General features: G+C 63.3%; 13 protein-coding genes. 7 read left to right on the plus strand and 6 right to left on the minus strand.

Annotation, left to right across the window (positions count from 1 at the left end):
- Positions 1–4 precede the first annotated feature (4 nt).
- Positions 5–1,696, minus strand: a complete 1,692-nt coding sequence (locus ACTIGJ_RS18565) for a GMC family oxidoreductase (RefSeq protein ID WP_439641816.1) — start codon at positions 1,694–1,696, stop codon at positions 5–7.
- A 239-nt stretch (positions 1,697–1,935) separates the two neighbouring features.
- Between ACTIGJ_RS18565 and ACTIGJ_RS18570 the strand changes: the two genes are divergently transcribed.
- A complete protein-coding gene (locus ACTIGJ_RS18570; RefSeq protein WP_439641817.1) occupies positions 1,936–3,747 on the plus strand; it encodes a GspE/PulE family protein in 1,812 nt (603 codons plus the stop codon).
- Between the two features lie 428 nt (positions 3,748–4,175).
- On the opposite strand, the gene ACTIGJ_RS18575 is transcribed toward ACTIGJ_RS18570, so the two are convergent.
- The 4 genes from ACTIGJ_RS18575 to ACTIGJ_RS18590 form a co-directional block, all read right to left on the minus strand.
- Positions 4,176–6,245: a DUF1302 family protein gene (locus ACTIGJ_RS18575; protein ID WP_439641818.1), complete on the minus strand. Its 2,070-nt coding sequence runs from the start codon at positions 6,243–6,245 to the stop codon at positions 4,176–4,178.
- 36 nt (positions 6,246–6,281) lie between these two features.
- On the minus strand, positions 6,282–7,322 hold the full coding sequence (locus ACTIGJ_RS18580; protein WP_439641819.1) for a WD40/YVTN/BNR-like repeat-containing protein: 1,041 nt from the start codon (positions 7,320–7,322) through the stop codon (positions 6,282–6,284).
- An 84-nt stretch (positions 7,323–7,406) separates the two neighbouring features.
- On the minus strand, positions 7,407–8,759 hold the full coding sequence (locus ACTIGJ_RS18585) for a DUF1329 domain-containing protein (protein ID WP_439641820.1): 1,353 nt from the start codon (positions 8,757–8,759) through the stop codon (positions 7,407–7,409).
- A 138-nt stretch (positions 8,760–8,897) separates the two neighbouring features.
- Positions 8,898–11,378, minus strand: coding sequence for an efflux RND transporter permease subunit (locus ACTIGJ_RS18590; RefSeq protein WP_439641821.1), 2,481 nt, complete (start codon positions 11,376–11,378; stop codon positions 8,898–8,900).
- 839 nt (positions 11,379–12,217) lie between these two features.
- Here ACTIGJ_RS18590 and ACTIGJ_RS18595 point away from each other — a divergent pair.
- The 5 genes from ACTIGJ_RS18595 (at position 12,218) to ACTIGJ_RS18615 (ending at position 15,771) form a co-directional block, all read left to right on the plus strand.
- Positions 12,218–13,720 carry an aromatic/alkene/methane monooxygenase hydroxylase/oxygenase subunit alpha gene (locus ACTIGJ_RS18595; protein WP_439641822.1) on the plus strand — a complete coding sequence of 501 codons (1,503 nt, stop codon included), beginning with the start codon at positions 12,218–12,220 and terminating at the stop codon, positions 13,718–13,720.
- 99 nt (positions 13,721–13,819) lie between these two features.
- Positions 13,820–14,104: a toluene-4-monooxygenase system B family protein gene (locus tag ACTIGJ_RS18600; protein ID WP_439641823.1), complete on the plus strand. Its 285-nt coding sequence runs from the start codon at positions 13,820–13,822 to the stop codon at positions 14,102–14,104.
- 9 nt (positions 14,105–14,113) lie between these two features.
- Entirely contained in the window at positions 14,114–14,449 is a 336-nt protein-coding gene (locus ACTIGJ_RS18605) for a Rieske 2Fe-2S domain-containing protein (RefSeq protein ID WP_439641824.1), read from the plus strand.
- 8 nt (positions 14,450–14,457) lie between these two features.
- A complete protein-coding gene (locus ACTIGJ_RS18610; protein ID WP_439641825.1) occupies positions 14,458–14,772 on the plus strand; it encodes an MmoB/DmpM family protein in 315 nt (104 codons plus the stop codon).
- Positions 14,773–14,781: 9 nt separating this feature from the next.
- Positions 14,782–15,771, plus strand: a complete 990-nt coding sequence (locus ACTIGJ_RS18615; protein WP_439641826.1) for an aromatic/alkene monooxygenase hydroxylase subunit beta — start codon at positions 14,782–14,784, stop codon at positions 15,769–15,771.
- Between the two features lie 536 nt (positions 15,772–16,307).
- Here ACTIGJ_RS18615 and ACTIGJ_RS18620 read toward each other — a convergent pair.
- Positions 16,308–17,342, minus strand: a complete 1,035-nt coding sequence (locus ACTIGJ_RS18620) for a 2Fe-2S iron-sulfur cluster-binding protein (protein WP_439641827.1) — start codon at positions 17,340–17,342, stop codon at positions 16,308–16,310.
- Positions 17,343–17,700: 358 nt separating this feature from the next.
- Here ACTIGJ_RS18620 and ACTIGJ_RS18625 point away from each other — a divergent pair, with 358 nt between their 5' ends.
- Positions 17,701–18,549, plus strand: a complete 849-nt coding sequence (locus tag ACTIGJ_RS18625) for a LysR family transcriptional regulator (RefSeq protein ID WP_439641828.1) — start codon at positions 17,701–17,703, stop codon at positions 18,547–18,549.
- Positions 18,550–18,597: the final 48 nt, after the last annotated feature.

Here is an 18,597-nt window from a genome sequence, read left to right on the forward strand (position 1 = left end):
GGACTCATGAGCTGGCGAACGCTTCCGCCGGCTCGGCCGCCGGCCGGTAGTTTGGCACGCTGCGTTCGAGCGCCGCATCCTGCAGGATCAGGTCGGCGGCGCGCTCGGCGATCATCGTGGTCGGCGCATTGGTGTTGCCGCCGATCAGGGTCGGCATCACCGAGGCATCGACCACCCGCAACCGCTCCAGGCCGTGCACGCGCAGCCGGGCGTCGACGACAGCCGCCGCGTCGCGGCCCATCTTGCAGGTGCCGACCGGGTGGTAGACGGTTTCCGACTTGGCGCGAATGTAGGCGCGAATCTGCTCGTCGCTCTGCACGCCGGCGCCGGGCTCCAGCTCGTCGACGACATGGCGGGCCAGCGCCGGCTGGTTCAGCACTTCGCGGGCCTTGCGGAAACCCTTGACCAGCGCGTCCATGTCGCGTTCGGTCGCCAGGTAATTCGCTTCGATCAGCGGCGGCGTCTTCGGATCGGCATCACGCAACCGGACCCGGCCGCGGCTTTCCGGGCGCAGGAAGCAGGTCATCAGCGTGAACGCGTAGTGCTTGAACAGCGGCGCCAGCTTCTGCCCGTGATGGGCATAGACGAACGGCACCAGATGCCACTGCAGGTCGGGGATCGGCTGGCGTTCGTCGCTCTTGATGAAGCCGCCGGCCTGGGCGAAGTTCGAGGTCAGCTCGCCGCGCTTGAACAGCAGGTAGCGCACCAGGTTGAACGCCGCCTTGAGCAGGCCTAGCGGCCGCAGGCTGATCGAGTGACGGGTCTTCTCGCGCATCGTGATGTGGATGTCGAGATGGTCCTGCAGGTTCTCGCCGACGCCGGGCAGTTCATGCACCTGCGGAATGCCGTGGCGGGCCAGTTCGGCGCGCGGCCCGACGCCGGACAGCAGCAGCAGTTGCGGCGAGCCGAGCGCGCCGGCGCTCAGGATCACCTCGCTGCGCGCCCGCAGGTCGTGGATGCGGCCGTCCTTGAGGTAGCGCAGGCCCACGGCACGCTTGCCGTCGAACAGCACGCGCGCCACGTGGGCATCGGTGATGATCGTCAGGTTGTCGCGGCCCCGGGCCGCCGTCAGATAGGCGCGCGCATTGCTGCAGCGCTGGCCGTTCTTCTGCATCGTGTGGTACAGCCCCACGCCTTCCTGCTGCGCGCCGTTGAAATCGTCGGTCAACGCATGGCCGGCCTGCTGGCCGGCTTCGAGGAAGGCCCGCATCAGCGGGTTGACATGGCGCGGCTCGGCCACGTTCAGCGGCCCATCGGTGCCGTGGAAGGAGCGCCCGTCATCGACCTTGTCGATCGCTTCGAAGTGCTCCATGCGGCGGAAATACGGCAGCACGTCCTTGTAGGCCCAGCCCTCGTTGCCAAGGCTCGCCCAATGGTCGTAATCCCAAGCGTGGCCGCGGATGTAGCACATGGCATTGATCGACGAGGAACCGCCCAGGGTCCGGCCTCGGGGCCAGAACATCGGCCGGTTGCCGCAGTTCGCCTCGGTCTCGGTCCAGAAGCCCCAGTTCAACACCTTGGACCGCACCACCGGGATCAGCCCGGCCGGCATGTGGATGAACGGATTGCGATCGGCCGGCCCGGCCTCGACCAGACAGACCCGCCAGGCGCCGCTGGCGCTCAGGCGGTTGGCCAGCACGCAACCTGCGGAGCCGCCGCCGGCGATGATGAAATCGAAGCTCGTGGCGGTGGTCACCGGGCAGCCTCCGCCGACGGCCGCTGGCCCCCTGCCACTGCGCCCGCCCCTGCGCCGGCGATTCCCGTTGCATCGTTCATTCGGACATCCTCTTGAGAGCCGGTGACGACCTGCCGGACGTCGCCGTAATCTGGCGTACCTAGTGACACCAGAACTGGATTGAACGATCAGTCTATTAGCCGGAATTGCTGGCGTCACCCCGTGTAACATCGATTTCCAGTCAACAGGAGTTGCGGACGATGAACCTGAATTCGCCGCGCGATTCATCAGCCGCCGACCGCAGTCCGGGCGCCTCGCCGCTGACACTGGACGCCGTGCTGGCGATGCTGGTGGCCGATGGTCTGGTCACGGCCGGCGCAGCGGTCGCCGTGCGCGATCGGCCGACCGGGCGCAGCGAGCATCCGCACCCGCTGGTCCGCATCGCCGCCTGCGACTGGGACCACCCGCAGCAGCCCGGCCGCAAGCTCGGCATCGAGGCCCTGACCCAATGGCTCGCCGCACGCAGCGGGCTGCCCTATCTGCGCATCGATCCGCTGGCAATCGAGGTGGCGCGGATCACCACGGTGATGCCATACGCCTACGCCGCGCGGCTGAAGATCCTGCCGGTGCGGGTGACCGCCGCCGAGGTGACGATCGCCACCAGCGAACCCGGGGTCGCCGACTGGGTCGCCGATCTGCGGCAGGCGCTGAAGCTCGACGTGAAGCGGGTGCTCGCCAATCCGCTCGACATCGAGCGCTATCTGGTGGAGTTCTACGCGCTGGCGCGCTCGGTGAAGGCCAGCGGTGAGGCGCGCGCCAAGCTGGCCGGCTTCGGCAACCAGCGTTCGCTGGAGCAGCTGACCGATCTCGGCAAGCGCGGCCAGCTGAGCGCCGACGACGCCCATGTCGTCAACATCGTCGACTGGCTGCTGCAGTACGCGTTCGAATCCCGCGCCAGCGATATTCACCTGGAACCGCGCCGCGACACCGGCAATGTCCGCTTCCGCATCGACGGCGTGCTGCACGAGGTCTACCAGATCCCGGCTTCGGTGATGACGGCTGTCACCAGCCGCATCAAGATCCTCGGCCGCATGGACGTTGCCGAAAAGCGCAAGCCGCAGGACGGGCGCATCAAGACCCGCTCGCCGGATGGCAAGGAAATCGAGCTGCGCTGCGCCAGCCTGCCGACCGCGTTCGGCGAGAAGCTGGTGCTGCGCATCTTCGACCCGGAAGTGCTGGTCAAGGATTTCCGCCAGCTCGGCTTCAGCGCCGACGAAGCTGCCGCCTGGCGGACGATGATCGAGCAGCCCAACGGCATCGTGCTGGTCACCGGCCCGACCGGTTCCGGCAAGACCACCACGCTGTATTCGTCGCTGAAGCAACTGGCGACGCCACAGGTCAACGTCTGCACGATCGAGGACCCGATCGAACTGGTCGACGCCGCCTTCAATCAGATGCAGGTGCAGCCGAACATCGAGCTGAACTTCGCCGACGGCATCCGCGCCCTGATGCGGCAGGACCCGGACATCATCATGGTGGGCGAGATCCGTGATCTGCCGACGGCGGAAGTGGCGATCCAGGCGGCCTTGACCGGGCATCTGGTGCTGTCGACCTTGCATACCAACGACGCGCCGTCGGCTGTCACCCGGCTGCTCGATCTCGGGGTCCCCGGCTACCTGATCCGTTCGACGCTGATCGGCGTCGTCGCGCAACGCCTGCTGCGCCGCCTGTGTCCGCACTGCCGCAAGGAGATCGACCTCGACGCCTCGCGCTGGGCCGAGATCACCGGCGTCACCGCCACCTTGCCGAAACCGCCGACGGTCTTCGCGCCGGTCGGCTGCCTGGAGTGCCGGGAAACCGGCTATCTCGGACGCGTCGGCATCTACGAACTGATGCCGATGTCCAAAGCGCTGAGCAGCCTGATCGGCCGTGACGCCGATCTGCTGGCGTTGCGCGAACAGGCCGTGCGCGACGGCATGACGACGCTTCGCCTGGCCGCCAGCCGGAAGCTGGCGGAAGGGGCAACCAGTATCGAGGAAGTGCTGGCGATCACGGCGGCCGCCGGCCACTGACAGCGGTGCTGCCGACGGGTCACCCGCGAATCGAACGACGTGAATCGGCAGGCGGCTTCCGCCGCAGGAAAGAAAGCAGCGGGCGACATCGGATGGTATGAACGCCCGCCGTGGCCTATCGGGCCAAGGCCGTCAGGGAGGCAGTACTGACGGGGTAACGCAGCCGAATCGGGGAGGGACCGACCCGGCCAAAGCAAGAAGCAAGAAGCAAGCGGGCACCCGGGAAGGACAGGACACGAGGCCGTCCATGCGCCTTCGGTGCCGCCTGGTGGCAGCGCTGCCGGGCCAGCCGCCCGGACAGGACAACGCAGAAAAAGAACGTGTGTCACCGGTATTGCCGGGCGAACCGGTACCTTGCTACGCCGTAACAGGGATTTACCGCTCCCGTACCGGCAGCCACGGCTGCCGGTACGGGCCTAGAGATGCGATCAGAACTGGTAGGTGAAGCGCACCGCGACTTCATCCGCATAGTCGATGGCACGAATCAGATTCTTGTTCGGATTGCTGTACAGATGGCCGTTCGTGTAGTTGTAGAACAACTCCATGATCAGGCCGTTGCCGATGTTCCACTGCACTTCCGGCTGTGCCAGCAGGCCGCCCTTGATGTCCCACAGGAACGCCCACTCGAACACGAAGGTACGGTTCGGAACCGGCTGGAAGCCGGCGAACACCAGGTAGTTGGCGCTGCCGATGCCGGAGGCATTCTTCGACTGCTGATCGCTGCCGTCGTTGCCGTTGTAGCCCTTGAGGTTCAGGCCGATCAGATCGCTGTCGCTGCGATGCTGGTACTCGAACACCAGGTAAGCGGCCGGGAACGCTGCCGACCAGCGAGTCCACTTCTCGGCCACAGCCGTGATGACGTACTCGTCATCCTTCAGGAAGCCGACGCTCAGGCTCGGCGCCGTGTAAACGCGCTTCGGCGTGTACTGCGTCTCGACGTTCAGGATGATTTCGTTCAGCCACTCGTTGTCCGACGAGGTCACGTAGCTGCCGCCGAGGCCGAACACTTCTTCACGGAAGTACTCACGCTCGATGGTGCCGCGCAAGCTGCCGCCGGCGCCGAGGAAGAACGTGTTCAGCAGGTTCTTGCCTTCGTTGATGTCGTTGACGCTCGACGCGTAGATGTCCTGCAGCGCCGGGAATTCCTCGATCACGGTGTTCAGCGCATCGAGACCGGCGAGGCGGATGCTGCCTGCAGCAGCGAACCACTCGTCACCCGAGTAGACACCGGCCGGACCGACGGTGAACGGCGATTCCGCCAGCGCGGCACCGACGCTGTCGTAGTTGCGGCACAGCGACGGGTTGTAGGCTTCCGGGCTGCAGCCCGGCACCTTCAGCATGTACGCGGTCTCGACCAGCGCACCGAAACCACCGGTCAAGCCCTTGTTGATGCCCGACTTCGCCCAACGGAAAGCACCCAGCGGGTTGTAGCGGCTGGACGCGAACGCCGACCAGCCCCAGTTGCCGTAGTCGGCCTTGGCACGCATGCCGTAGTCGATCTTCCAGTCGTAGTTATGCAGGTAATAGTTGTCGAGCGGCTTGTAGAACTGCGCCGGCGCAACGTTGTAGCTGGTGTTCGGGTTGGTGATGATCGAGGGCTGGAACTTGCCGACGTAACCATCGACAACGATCTCGTCGGTCGCCTGCATCGTGGCGCGGATGGACAGCTTCGGCACGCGCTCGTCTTCGAATTCTTCGATCGCGCGGTCGATGACCAGGTGGCGACGGAGATCGAGGCCGTTCGGCACGTCGAAGGTCTGCAGGAAGATCGCCTGACCCCAGGCAATCTGCTGGTTGCCGACGCGAATGTTGAGGTTGTCGTACTTGTAATCGAGGATCAGCGTCGGCAAGTCGACCATGTAGTTCCGGCTCGACAGTTCGAGCGGATTGATGTTCTTGCCGTTGCGCGCCTTGGCGCCGAAGTAGTTCGGCCGGCCGGTATCGTCACCACGGTAGCCGCCACCATCGGCGATGCCGCCCTGGAACTGCGCCACTTCGGCGGCGTCGAAACCGTCGTACAGGCGCGGATCGAAGAGCGCACGCACGCGCGCGATGAACTGGAAGTTGTCGCTGAACTTGGTGGTGATTTCCGTCGACGCCTTGAGCGTGAAGTAGTTCAGCTCCTGGTTGCGATCCGGAATGAAATCGCTGCGGCGCACGGTGTCGCTGATGCCCGGAATCGGGACATTCCAGTTGGTGGCCGGCAGCAGGCCAGGGAACGGACCGTCCGGGCTGCCCACGCCGAGCAGCAGGGTCGGCGGCACATAGGCCTGTCGTGCAACGGCAACGTTCTGGTATGGCGCGCCATTCTGGTTGTACTGGTTGCGCCGGCCCGTGGTGCGGTAGGCGGCGTCGGTACGCAGCACGGTGTTGATCGACGTGCGCTCCCAGATGCCGTCAAGGAAACTCTCTTCCTGAGCCTGAATCGCGCCCATCGGCAGATAGGTCGCCAGAACGGCGAACGCCCAGGCGTGGCGATGCGACAGATGCTTTTTCATTGTTCTCCCCTCAGTTCAGTTGCGTACTTGTTGTTCTCAACGGTTTCCGAGCGCGAGGCTCAGCACCCTGCCGCTGTGTCCTACCGCAAACAGCTCATCCCCTGGCGTGCTGCTGCCGCGAGAAAGACCGGAGTACCAGTTCAGGCTGACATCCAGTGCCTTGAGTGGCTGCCACGTTGCTCCGGCGTCGCTGCTGACCAATGCGGCACGCATGCCGATAGCGATGACGCGGCCATCTGCCGTCGTATCGATGTCGAACAAGCTCGCCAGCGAGCCGGAATCGACGCGCTTCCAGGACTTGCCGCCATCGGTGGTCTTGGTGATCAGGCCATCCTGACCCGAGGCATAACCCACACCGTCATCGCCAACGTTCATGCCGAAGATGGTCGGCGGAATCGTGCCACTGGCGTCGGTCGCCGCCTGGAACACCGGGGTCCAGGTCGCGCCACCGTCCGTCGAATGATTGATCTGACCGTACTCGCCGCCGATCAGGATCGAGTTGTCGTCGAACACCTTGACGACATAGTTGGTCGGCTCGTCACGCACGGCCGAGAATTCGTCGCTGCCGTCGCCGGACTTGTACAGCTCGGCCCAGTTCGGGGCGATCGATGACCAGGTTTCGCCGCCATCGGTCGACTTCAGCAAGGTTCCGAACGCGCCGACAATCACGGCAACGCCATTCTTGTTCAGGCCGACGCGGAGCAGGCGCGATTCGGTACCACTGTCCACTTTCCGCCAGGCACCACGGCCTTCGCGGATGAGCACGAGGCCCTTCTGTCCGACGGCAATCGATCGATTGCCGACGACGGCGATGCCGTGCATCGCCAGCTTGGTCGGCGGCTGCTCGGCAGCCTTCGCCCAGGTCTTGCCACCATCGGTGGTCTCCATGATCAGGCCCGCATGGCCGACCGCAACGCCGACATCACCGCCGAAGGCGACGGCGTAAAGCCGGTCGTGCGGCGTCATCTGGGTCAACGCCTGGCTGCCGGTTTTCGCCTGAGCAAAAGGAGAAAACGACGCCGTGCACAAGCACAGAATCAGGAGTTCGAAAAATTTAACGCGCGCAGAACGCTTCATGGCAGTCGCCACCGATATCCGGATCAAAGAGGTGGCGGCGGCCTCAGCCGCCGCCACACGGAGGGTCAGATCAGCCTGGAGAAATCAGGCGCGACCGAGTGCCTGCAGCGCCTGCGGCGTGCAGTAGGTGTTGAACAGCCATTCCGGATCCGCGTCGAAGCGCGCGATAACGCCAGCAGCGCCCTTGCTGTGGTTGCACAGCGACATGCGGCGGTTCTGGAAGTCGTAGATGTGCACATAGGTCCACGACCAGCCCGGATTCACACCGTCCGCGCTCTTGATGAAGCGCTTGCCATCCTTGCCGCCGCCCTTGAACTGGCCGTGCGCCATTTCGAAGTTCGACCACAGCTTGCCCTGACGGTCATAGCGGATGTTGCTGGCGGCCATGTTGTTGCGGGCATCGACATAGGCGACACGCTTGGACACCGGCGAACGCGGATAACCGGTCGGCTCGCAGCTGGTGACGATGACGTCCGGCGCCATTTCATAGGCGATGTCGAAGAACTTCGGGTTGTCCTTCTGACGCGGCGGCTCCCAGTTGTCGTCGTGCCGCTCGAACTCGGAGGCCCACGGACCGAGCATCGGCTTGCGCTCTTCGATCTTGTGATTGCCCCAGGTCAGGAAGGGGTCACCGGCAGCCCACGGATCGCTCAGGAACCAGACGGCGCCCGGAACGAGCGGTTCGAAGCGCTGGTTGGCCGGGAACTGGCGAACGCGACGGAACGACGGCAGGTAGCCGTACAGGCCCGGGATCTTGCGCTGGTCGTAATCCCAGACGCTGAGGAACGACGTGCCGCGAACGTCCGGATCGGCCGCGAAGTACACGCTCTGGCGACGCAGTTCGGTGTCGAGGCCCTTGAACACCTTGCGGTCGGTACGACCGGTGCTGTTCAGCTCCACCCACTGGAAGTTGTAGTGGTATTCCTGCTTGCCGTCGGCGCCGTAGTCCTTCTGCTCGATCACGTAGCAGGCCGCATCGGCACGACCGATGCTCATGCCCATGTTGCACCAGACTTCCTTGCCGTCCTTCGCGTTGACGAACGGAAGGCCGCCCTGCCAGCGGTTGCCGTTCTCGTCCACCGGGTTGCCGTTGGCATCCCACTTGGCGCGATGGCCGGACTTCACGTCGGCGACGGTGGCGTCGTAATAGGCCGCAGCCACGAGATCACGCGGGTTGGTCGTCGGCGCCTTGATACGAATCTTGCGGCCTTCCGGACCGGTGATCTGCTCGATCGCACCCGGGTCGAGCAGGTGCTTCACGTACTCGACGTTGTCCTTGGTGATGTAGTCGCCAACCTTGACCTTGCCCTTGCTCTGGACTTCGATCGACATCAGCTCTTCCGGATAGGCCTTGCTGATGTTGTCGATTTCCTTGGCATACAGCTGATCGAGCGGCATCAACACGCCACCGCCGAGACCGTATGCAACCGATTCCATCAGCTTTCGACGGCCATAATCTACGTCGTACTTTCTGATTCTCATTGAAATCTCCTCGTTTCGCTTGTGAGCGACAAATGCACTCTCACCGTCCGATCAAGTACCGGGGACGACAAACCGGCGTACTGACAAACTTTTTTATTTATTGGCCAGGACAACCGAATCCTTGCCATGCCCCACCCCGGGGTGTGCGACCTTTTCCTGATCTCCGACTTCGAACTGCGAGAGATCAATGCCTTCACCAACCATCAGGTCCGTTCTGGTTGCAAACCGCGGCTTGACGATCCACACGAGCAGCGGAAGAACGATCAGCGCCAGCACCATGTTGATCAGCATGATCGCGGCGAGCAGCAGACCCATGTCGGCCATGAACTTCAGATCCGACAGGAAGTACCAGGGCAGGATGCCCACCAGCATGATGGTCGCCGTGAACATGATCGCCTTGCCGGTGGTCACCATCGACTGCGTGATCGCCCTGCCCCAGTCCGAACCCTGCGCGTGGTACTCCTCGCAGATTCGCGACAGCAGGTAGATGCCGTAGTCGATACCGACACCGACGCCCAGCACGGTCACCAGCACCGAGTTGATGTCGAGACCGATGCCCATCGCGTGCATCGTGGCCAGCAGGTAGAAGTTCGACAGCAGCGTCGGAATCAGCAGGATGATCGCGGCGACGATCGAGCGGTACGCATAGGTCGCGATGATGAAGATCGCCACGCAGCACAGACCGACCAGAATCCAGTGGTAGCGCTGCACGACGCTGTTCATCGACTCCTGCAGCGCGATCGTGCCGGACGCCAGACGGATGCGGACGTTCTTGTGATCAAGGCCGACCTCGTCCACCGCCTTGCGTGCCACAGCGAGCGCGTTGTTGACCGTATCCTGCTTGTTGTCACGGTAGAACAGCGACACCGTGGAATGCCGGTAGCGGAAGTCGGTCATGTCCGCGAAGTTCAGCGGGTTCTGGCCGAAGGCGACCGATGTACCCGCTGCTTTCACCGACTCCTCATCCGGATCGATCGACATCCAGGCCGGATGGCCGCCGGAGTAGATGCGGTTGACTTCTTCCATGATGTCGGAGAAAGAACGGGTCGCACGGGCCGGCTGGGCTGCGCTTTCAGCCGCCTTCTGGATCATCTGCGACAGTTCGTAGACTTCCGCCGAGCGCGTCGCACGGTTTTCCATGTTCTCCAGATCTTTCTGCTCGAAGATGATCTCGAGCGAGTTGACGCCGGGGAAATGGTTGTTGATGTCGCGGACCGCCGTGTTGAATTCCGATTTGTCCCACAGCAGGTTGCTGCCTTCGACCGGGTTACCGATGGCAATCCGGAACGCCAGCATGATCGCAGCCGTCGTCAGCGCCGTGACCGCGATCAGCGTGTACTCCGCACGCTTGCCGTAGGTCAGCTTGGCCATCCCGTTGAGCAGAATCTTCTGCACCTTGTGGATGCCCTTCTCGCGCTCGCCACCAACGATGGCGTCGATGTTCTTCGGCGGCGGCAGGTACGACAGCAGGATCGCGATCAGCATCACGCCGGTCGGAATCAGGTAAACGGCCCACATGCCGCAGAACAGCGCGAACCGCTGCATGGCCGGAATTGGCGCCACGCCGATCACGAAGATCGCGATCACGTCGGTCATGATGCCGAGCACGCTCGGCGCCATCATCACGGCCAGCGTGACTTCGGATGCCTTCCGGCGATCGCGGATGTGCGCGTAGATCTCGTAGTAGCGCTCGGTGTACTGGATGCAGTGCGAGAACGAGCGGGCCACCAGCAGCAGCGGCACGACCATCAGCAGCGGTTCGATCGGCGAGCGCAGCCAGCCGACCATGCCGAAGCCCCAGATCGCGGCAACGAAGCTGCAGACCACCGGTACGACAATGCCGGTGACGTTCCGCATGTAGAACGCCAGCGCGAGCACGAGCAGGGTCAGCGTCACGCCGAAGATTGCGTAGGTCTGGCCCTGCAGGCGATAGACCCAGCCGGTCAGGATCGGCTGGCCGACGACGCTGAACTTGTGGTTGGCGTCGGTGGCATTGGCGACCAGCTCATTGATCTTTCCGAAGACCACGCCGTAATCCAGCTTGTCTTCAAGGAACGACAGGCGCAGCAGCGTAGCGGTCTGATCTGCCGAAACCAGGTAGGTACGCGCCATCGGCGAACGCTCGACGCGGCGCTCGAGCTCGGCCAGGTCCTTCGGCTCGGTGGGCACTTCGTTGCCCATCAGCGGCATCATCTGGATGCCTTCGGCGGTCGCCTCGGCGAAGGTCGCCTTTTCCGTGGTGATCGACAGGATTCGATCGTGGTTCACGCCCTCGATGAGATCGACGTCGCGCGTCAGTTCCCAGACCTTCTTCAGCGTATCGGCGTTGTAGATGTTCTTGCCGTCCGTCCGCTTCAGCATGATCGTGACGGTCAGCGGATCACCGAAGTTCGGGTGATCGCGGTAAGCCTGGACAAACGGGTCATCCGTCGGCAGCAGATCCTGAAAGATCGTGCGGATGTCGAGCTGGGGAATGCCACCAGCAAAAAGGAGGGTGACGAGAATGAAGAAGATGCCGACACTCTTGCGACGGTTGACAATCCACGCCGCAAGTCGGAAACGAAAACTATCCATTAGCGCGCCCCGGCCTCTCGCATTGCTGCGGAACCGAGGTCCCGGCCTGAACCAGTCGAAGACAGGTCAATGATCCGCAGCGCAGCCGGACCAGTCATTCTGCCGGGTGGATTCCTCATGTTCTCTCCTCACTGTGGGCTGGGCCGGATTCCGGCTCCTGTTCATTGTCGAAGGGCGTGATGCAACGACCCCGCGCAAGTTGAAGATTATTCAAAGCCCACGTCGTGCTGCATGACAACTTGTGCAATTCATCTGTCCTTCAGTGCACAACGCGAAGATGATGCATTGCACAAACTTTCTCGCTTCGCATCGCGTTGAAGAACAGCGCTCGCTCCTGGCCTCGCACGCGTTCATTCGTTGTTCTGTTGGCTGTCCTGACACACCCTGAGGGCCTGCTGGCAGCGCCTGTCCGCGTGCTTCGTATCCTGCGCGGGTCACTGGCGGATAGCTATTCGCTGTTTATCTGGTGCGCGTGCGTCCACGTTGCCGAGTGATAACGCGAACGCCTCGGCGGAAGGCGGTTCCGCCAACGTCAGTCAGGAGCCGGGCGGCGCTGGTCGACTCGCGGCATCACAGGCGGCTGCTTCACAAATAAATCGTCGTACAGCGGGCATTTAGCGGCTTGTTCACCTAGTTGCAGCGCCTGTGTTTGCACCACCTGCCACGTGGGACATGACGCGGTGTGCAATACGGCTGATGGCGCGTGCAAATCGCCCCCGCGATCATTGCTGCGGGTGTCCCACCACCTGATACTCGAACCTCAACTATCGATCCGGATACGACCCTGCGGGTTGCGGCTGACCCCAGGCAAGTTTCCGTTGTGCACGGAGGAGTACGCAATGACTGTTTTGAATCGGCTGGACTGGTACGACATCGCCCGGAACACCAACTGGACGCCGAAGTACGTAAGCGACCAGGAACTGTTTCCGGAAGAGCTGACCTGCGCTTTCGGACTTGCCGCAGAGGCATTCGAGGAGTACGACGAGCCGTACAAGACGACGTATCCGGAGTACGTCAAGATCCAGCGCGAAAAGGACGCCGGCGCCTACTCGGTGAAGGCGGCGCTCGAGCGCAGCAAGATCTACGAAACTGCCTCGCCGGGCTGGCTGGCGGTGCTGAAGTCGCACTTCGGCGCCATTGCCCGCGGCGAGTACTCGGCCTCCAGCGCCGAATGCCGCATGGTGCGCTTCGGTCGCGCGCCGGGCATGCGCAACATGGCGACGTTCGGAATGATGGACGAGATCCGGCACAGCCAGATTCAGCTGTTCTTCCCGCACCAGTACGTTTCCAAGGATCGCCAGTTCGACTGGGCCTTCAAGGCCTACGACACCAACGAGTGGGCGATGCTCGCCGCGCGCCACTTCTTCGACGACATGATGGTCACGCGTGGCGCAGTCGGCGTCGGGCTGATGTTGACCTTCGCGTTCGAGACCGGGTTCACCAACATGCAGTTCCTCGGCCTGGCGGCCGACGCCGCCGAAGCCGGCGACTGGAGCTTCTCATCGTTGATCTCGAGCATCCAGACCGACGAATCGCGCCACGCCCAGATCGGCGGCCCGCTGGTCCAGATCCTGGTCAAGAATGGCAAGAAGGCCGAAGCGCAGCGCCTGATCGACATCTCGATCTGGCGCGCCTGGAAGCTGTTCTCGATCCTGACCGGCCCGGCGATGGACTACTACACGCCGTTGGAGCATCGCAAGCAGTCGTTCAAGGAATTCATGCAGGAATGGATCGTCGGCCAGTTCGAGCGCTCGCTGCTGGAGTTGGGCCTCGACAAGCCGTGGTATTGGGACAACTTCCTGAAGGAAATCGACGAACAGCACCACGGCATGCACCTCGGCGTATGGTTCTGGCGCCCAACCGTCTGGTGGAACCCGGCGGCAGGCGTATCGCCGGCCGAGCGGCAGTGGCTGGAAGAAAAGTACCCGGGTTGGAACGACACCTGGGGCCATTGCTGGGACGTCATCACCGAGAACGCGCTCGAAGGCAACATGGCGAAGACGCTGCCGGAGACGCTGCCGGTCGTGTGCAACATGTGCCAGCTGCCGATCAACTACACGCCGGGCCCGAAGTGGACGATGCGGGACTTCCCGCTCACCTACGCCGGTCGTGACTACCACTTCTGCTCCGAAGGCTGCCGCTGGGTCTTCGAGCAGGAGCCGGGTCGCTACAAGGATCACCAGTCGCTGGTCGACCGCTTCCTCGATGGCCAGATCCAGCCGCCGGACCTCGGTGGTGCACTGAAGTACATGAGCCTGGCACCGGGCGAGATGGGCGACGACGCGCTGAAGTTCGCGTGGGTCGAAGAAGTCCGTGCCGAACGCCTGAAGAAGGCCAGCTGATCACGCACGTTGCCACGGTCACCGGCGGGCGCTGCCCGCCGGTGACCGCTCAGGTCAACTACAACAAACACGACCGCACATTTAGGAGGAGAGGGCGCGATGGCTCTGTTTCCGCTGACATCGAATTTTCAGGAGGACTTCGTTCTCCAGCTGGTTGCCGTTGATACCGAAAACAATATGGATGAAGTCGCCGCTGCGGCTGCCGTGCATTCGGTCGGTCGTCGGGTGAAGGCCCGTCCGGGCGTGCTTCGCGTGCGTCGCCAGGGTGCGAGCGAGCCGTTTGCGCGCGACCTGAAGGTCGCCGATGCCGGCCTGCGCCCCATGGAATGCGTCGAAATCTACTGGGAAGGCTCGACCGCGAACCTTCGCGAGCCGCGTCACTGAGCATCCGCCATGACATTTCACAAGGTTTGCAAGCTGGATGATCTCTGGGAAGGCGAGATGGAAGCCTTCGAGGTCGACGGCGAAGAAGTGTTGGTGGTGTGGCCGGAAGGTGGCGAGCCCTGCGCGTTCCAGGGTGCTTGCCCGCATCAGGACATTCCGTTGGTAGAAGGCAAGTTCGACGGCAAGATGGTGCATTGCCGTGCGCATCAGTGGAGCTTCTGCGGAAATACCGGCAAGGGTATCAACCCGGACCACACGCAGTTGGCACGCTACCCGATCAAGATCGAGAACGGCGAGGTGCTCGTGCAGGTCGAGGGCATCAAGCCCCTGTTTTCCGCAACCTGAGGCCGCCCGTGAGCAGCAAGGACATCAGCACCGCACATCTCAACAACCGCGTTGGCCCCGTGCTTCGCCAGGGCGCGTTGGCCAAGGCCGTGGCCGAGGCCGCCGAGGCCGACAACCCGGATCGAACGATCGCGATCGACGACAAGGTCGCCTATGTGCGGATCTCGACCGACGGCGAAATGATCCTGCGTCGCGCCACGATCGAGGAAATGCTCGGACAGCCGTTCCAGATGCGTGATCTCGAAGTCGAGCTCAGCTCCTTTTCGGGACGTATCGACAACGCCGAAGAGTACATCCGCTTCTACTTCGAAAAGACTTTCTAGGAATCTGCCATGAGCGACGTTGAAGTTCTCAAGCCCCTCAAGACCTGGAGCCATCTCGCGGCTCGCCGGCGCAAGCCCAGCGAATACGAGATCGTTTCGGTCAACCTCCAGTACAACGACCGCCCCGGCTCGGCTGCACCGTACGAGCTCGATCCGAACGTGTTCATGAATCGCTGGTATGTCCAGCACCGCAACGGCAGCCCACTGAAGCACAAGGACTGGAACAGCTTCCGCGACCCGGACGAACTGATCTACCGCACCTACTGCCTGATGCAGGACGGCCAGGAAACCTACGTCTACAGCCTGTTCGACCAGTTCAACGCCCGTGAGCATGACCAGGCGCTGACCCCGCAGTGGGCCGGCACCCTCGCCCGCCTCTACACGCCGGGCCGCTACCTGCTGCACACCGTGCAGATGGCGTCGGCCTACCTGGCTCAAATGGCGCCGGCCAGCACCATCGAGAACTGCGCTTCGTTCCAGGCGATGGACTCGTTCCGCTGGCTGAGCCACATCGCCTACCGCACGAAGGAACTGGAAGGCACGTTTGCCGACAAGGGTTTCGGCAAGGACGAACGCCAGTACTGGGAGCAGGACCCCGCCTGGCAGGGTTTCCGCGAGCTGATGGAGAAGACGCTCGTGGCCTATGACTGGGCAGAGTGCTTCGTCGCGCTGAATCTGGTTGCCAAGCCGGCGATCGAAGAAGGCATGCTGCGCCTGCTTGGCAACATCGGCCGCCGCAATGGCGACCTGGTGATGAGCCTGCTGGCCGATGCCGAGCTGATCGACGCCACCCGCCACCGGCGCTGGGCGGCATCGCTGGTCAAGCTGGCGATGGAAACCGAAGGCAATGCTGACGTGATCCGCGGCTGGATCGCGAAGTGGACGCCGCTCGCAGACGCCGCAATCGACGCCTACACCAGCGCGCTGGCCGAGTCTCCGGCAGCCGCCGAGACCGCAAAGCAGGCCACCGCAACGTTCCGCGCCTCGCTCGGTCTTTAACAGACGAAGCTGCAGGCAATAGCCCGGCCCCACGGCCAACGTGGGGCCGGGCTTTTTCTTTTCGGGGTCGACCGATCGGGATGCGGTTATCGACGACCCCAACCGGGAATCATCGGCATTTCCCGATCATGTCGTCATCCGCCGGCGCGCACGTCTTCGCTTGTACCGCAAGGCGATCGTGCAATTGCCATCAGACACCGTGATTCAGGTCGGTAAGCGTTCAGCTGCGCAGCACGCGGGTCATCACGAACGGCCAATCGAGCGGCCATCGGCGGCCTTGGCAACTGCAGCCGGCGCCTCAGTTCTCGGCATCAGGAAGTGCGAGCGGCACCGGACGAGTCCAGCTTCGGTGCCAGCTGCTGAAGGAACGTTCCTGAGGCCGCAGCGTATCTGGCAGAGCCAATGGAGGCGTCACGGTGTATCTGCTGCAGATGCGCCCCTGCGCGATCGCCTCGCCAAACGCAAACGGGTGGCTGTGCAGCCACCCGTCACCTTCTTCTCTTCTACCCGGCACGCCTGGCCGCGCCGGTGTTCGATCAGACAAAGCGATCGTAGAAGATCTGGTTCACCGGAACCTTCAATTCCAGCAGCATCCGCTGCACCGCGTCGGTCATCGGCGGCGGGCCGCAGAAGTAGTAATCGTTGCCAGCCGGATCGCCGCCCGCCTCGATGTTGCGACGCGCAACCTCGTGAATGAAGCCGCGCTCACCGCTCCAGCCCTCGGAATTTTCGAGATCCGAAATGGCGTAATGTCGTGTCAGCCGCGCATCGAGCAGTTCGTCGCGCGCAATCAGGTGATCGGCGCACAAATCGGCAGGCCGGCGACCGCCGAAGAACAACGTCATCTTCCGGTCGGCGTGGCCGCTGCGGGCTGCGCCGGCGAGGATCGACAGCACCGGCGACAGGCCTGATCCACCGGCAATGCAGACGATGTTGCGAGGGCTGCTGGCGCGCAGGTACGACAGACCATACGGGCCGTCGAGCACGATCTCGTCTCCGACCTTCATGTTGTCGAACAGCACCTTGCCGCCGGCGCCGTTGACCATCTGCTTGATCGTGAAACGCCACTCGCCGTCCTCGTTGGCGAGATTGCACATCGAGTACGCGCGATCGCCGACGACACCCGGCAGACTCAGCAGCGCAAACTGGCCTGGCAGGAACTCGGCTGCCTCGGCGGCTACGAACGAAAACTGGGCCATGTCTGCCGTCAGCGTCTCGCGCGAGCGCAGTTTCGCCCGCTGCCGGCGCGGACGCACCGAAGGCTCGGTGGCGGCCGGCAGACGCACGGCGATCGTGCAATCCGAATGGGGACGGACCTGGCAGGCCAGCCGATAACCGCGATCGCGACTGCGCGTCGGCAATCCCGGAGCCTGCGGCCAGAGATCCTCGACCTCGCCGCTCTTCAGCTGCACGCGGCAGGCGCCGCAACCGCCGGACGCGCACTCATACGGCAAGCTCACGCCGCTCCGCAGGGCCGCGCGAAGCATGGTGTCGCCCGGCATGCAGGCGAACTCCGGTCCGCCTTCGGCGAACTGGATGCGATAGCCGGCTGCTCCGCCTTCAGCGGACATGGTCGGCAACCAGTTGGATGACCGCGGTCGTGATCTGCAAGGTCAGGAACTCATTTGATAAGGCGCGCACCGATTGCGATCATCTGCTGGCCGCGCGCGAATCGAATGAATCGCGCTGCGGTCCATGACAGGATCCTGCAGATGCCGGATTGGTCATAGCATCGGCAACTCCAGTTATCCGTTCAATAGGACCATGATGATGAACGGCATCATCGTGCTGAATGATCAACGCCTGCATATCGGGGGACACTAAGGGCTGCGGTCGCGCGAAGCTGACATCCAAAGCCTTGCTCACATTGCGACGCAAGGGCGTCCCTGATCGGGACGACGACAAGCGCATCCTTCGATTGCCAGACCGATGAATCTTAATGACCTTGATCTGAACCTCCTGCGGGTCTTTCATCAGCTGATGATCGAACGTCGGGTATCCAGCGCAGCCGAGTCCCTCGGCGTGTCGCAGCCCGCCGTCAGCAACGCCCTCAAGCGACTGCGCAGCCTGCTGGGCGATGAGCTGTTCCTGCGCACCGCCCAGGGCATGCTGCCCACACCGCTCGCCGAGCAGATTGCCGAGCCGATCGCCTACGCGATGGACTCGATTCGCGCAGCGATGAACCAGCAGGTGCACTTCGACCCCGCGAGTGCGCAGCGCGAGTTCGTGCTGGGCCTGATCGATCTCGGCGAGATGTTCTTCCTGCCGCCACTGCTGACCCAGGTCTGCCAGCAGGCGCCCGGCGTGCGCATCAATGTTGCCCGCAGCCTGACCTCGACCCTGAAGGACGACATGGAAGCCGGCCGCATCGATATCGCGATCGGCCTGCTGCCGCAGCTGCAGGGCAGCTTCTTCAGGCAGCGCCTGTTCCGGCAGAACTATGTGCTGGCCTTCCGTCGCGAGCATCCGCTGGCCAAGCAGGCCACGGTCAACCTCGCCGACTTCACCGGCGCCGAGCATGTGGTCGTGTCGCCAGGCACCGGCCATGGCGAAATCGATCGCCTGATGGAGCGCAAGGGCATCGAGCGGCGCATCCGGGCAACCGTGCCGCACTTCAATGCGATTGGCAGCATTCTCGAATCGACCGATCTCGTGGCCACCATTCCCCTGCGTCTCGCGGAAATGCTGCGACGTCCGTTCGGCATCGGCTTCGTTCATCTGACCTGCCGGCATTCTTCGGACCAGCGGAGCCTAGAGGCTGGCGCCCTGTTGGGTTGAAAGTTTCAGTGCAGCCTTGAACTCGTTGGGTGTCAGGTAGTCGAGGCT

This window comes from Nevskia sp. (assembly GCF_051860985.1).
GTDB lineage: Bacteria > Pseudomonadota > Gammaproteobacteria > Nevskiales > Nevskiaceae > Nevskia.

Excerpts from the sequence above, each read along its gene's own strand:
- ACTIGJ_RS18570 (WP_439641817.1), top strand. The coding sequence starts at position 1,936 with ATGAACCTGAATTCGCCGCGCGATTCATCAGCCGCCGACCGCAGTCCG.
- ACTIGJ_RS18575 (WP_439641818.1), bottom strand. The coding sequence starts at position 6,245 with ATGAAAAAGCATCTGTCGCATCGCCACGCCTGGGCGTTCGCCGTTCTG.
- ACTIGJ_RS18580 (WP_439641819.1), bottom strand. The coding sequence starts at position 7,322 with ATGAAGCGTTCTGCGCGCGTTAAATTTTTCGAACTCCTGATTCTGTGC.
- ACTIGJ_RS18585 (WP_439641820.1), bottom strand. The coding sequence starts at position 8,759 with ATGGAATCGGTTGCATACGGTCTCGGCGGTGGCGTGTTGATGCCGCTC.
- ACTIGJ_RS18590 (WP_439641821.1), bottom strand. The coding sequence starts at position 11,378 with ATGGATAGTTTTCGTTTCCGACTTGCGGCGTGGATTGTCAACCGTCGC.
- ACTIGJ_RS18595 (WP_439641822.1), top strand. The coding sequence starts at position 12,218 with ATGACTGTTTTGAATCGGCTGGACTGGTACGACATCGCCCGGAACACC.
- ACTIGJ_RS18600 (WP_439641823.1), top strand. The coding sequence starts at position 13,820 with ATGGCTCTGTTTCCGCTGACATCGAATTTTCAGGAGGACTTCGTTCTC.
- ACTIGJ_RS18605 (WP_439641824.1), top strand. The coding sequence starts at position 14,114 with ATGACATTTCACAAGGTTTGCAAGCTGGATGATCTCTGGGAAGGCGAG.
- ACTIGJ_RS18615 (WP_439641826.1), top strand. The coding sequence starts at position 14,782 with ATGAGCGACGTTGAAGTTCTCAAGCCCCTCAAGACCTGGAGCCATCTC.
- ACTIGJ_RS18620 (WP_439641827.1), bottom strand. The coding sequence starts at position 17,342 with ATGTCCGCTGAAGGCGGAGCAGCCGGCTATCGCATCCAGTTCGCCGAA.
- ACTIGJ_RS18625 (WP_439641828.1), top strand. The coding sequence starts at position 17,701 with ATGAATCTTAATGACCTTGATCTGAACCTCCTGCGGGTCTTTCATCAG.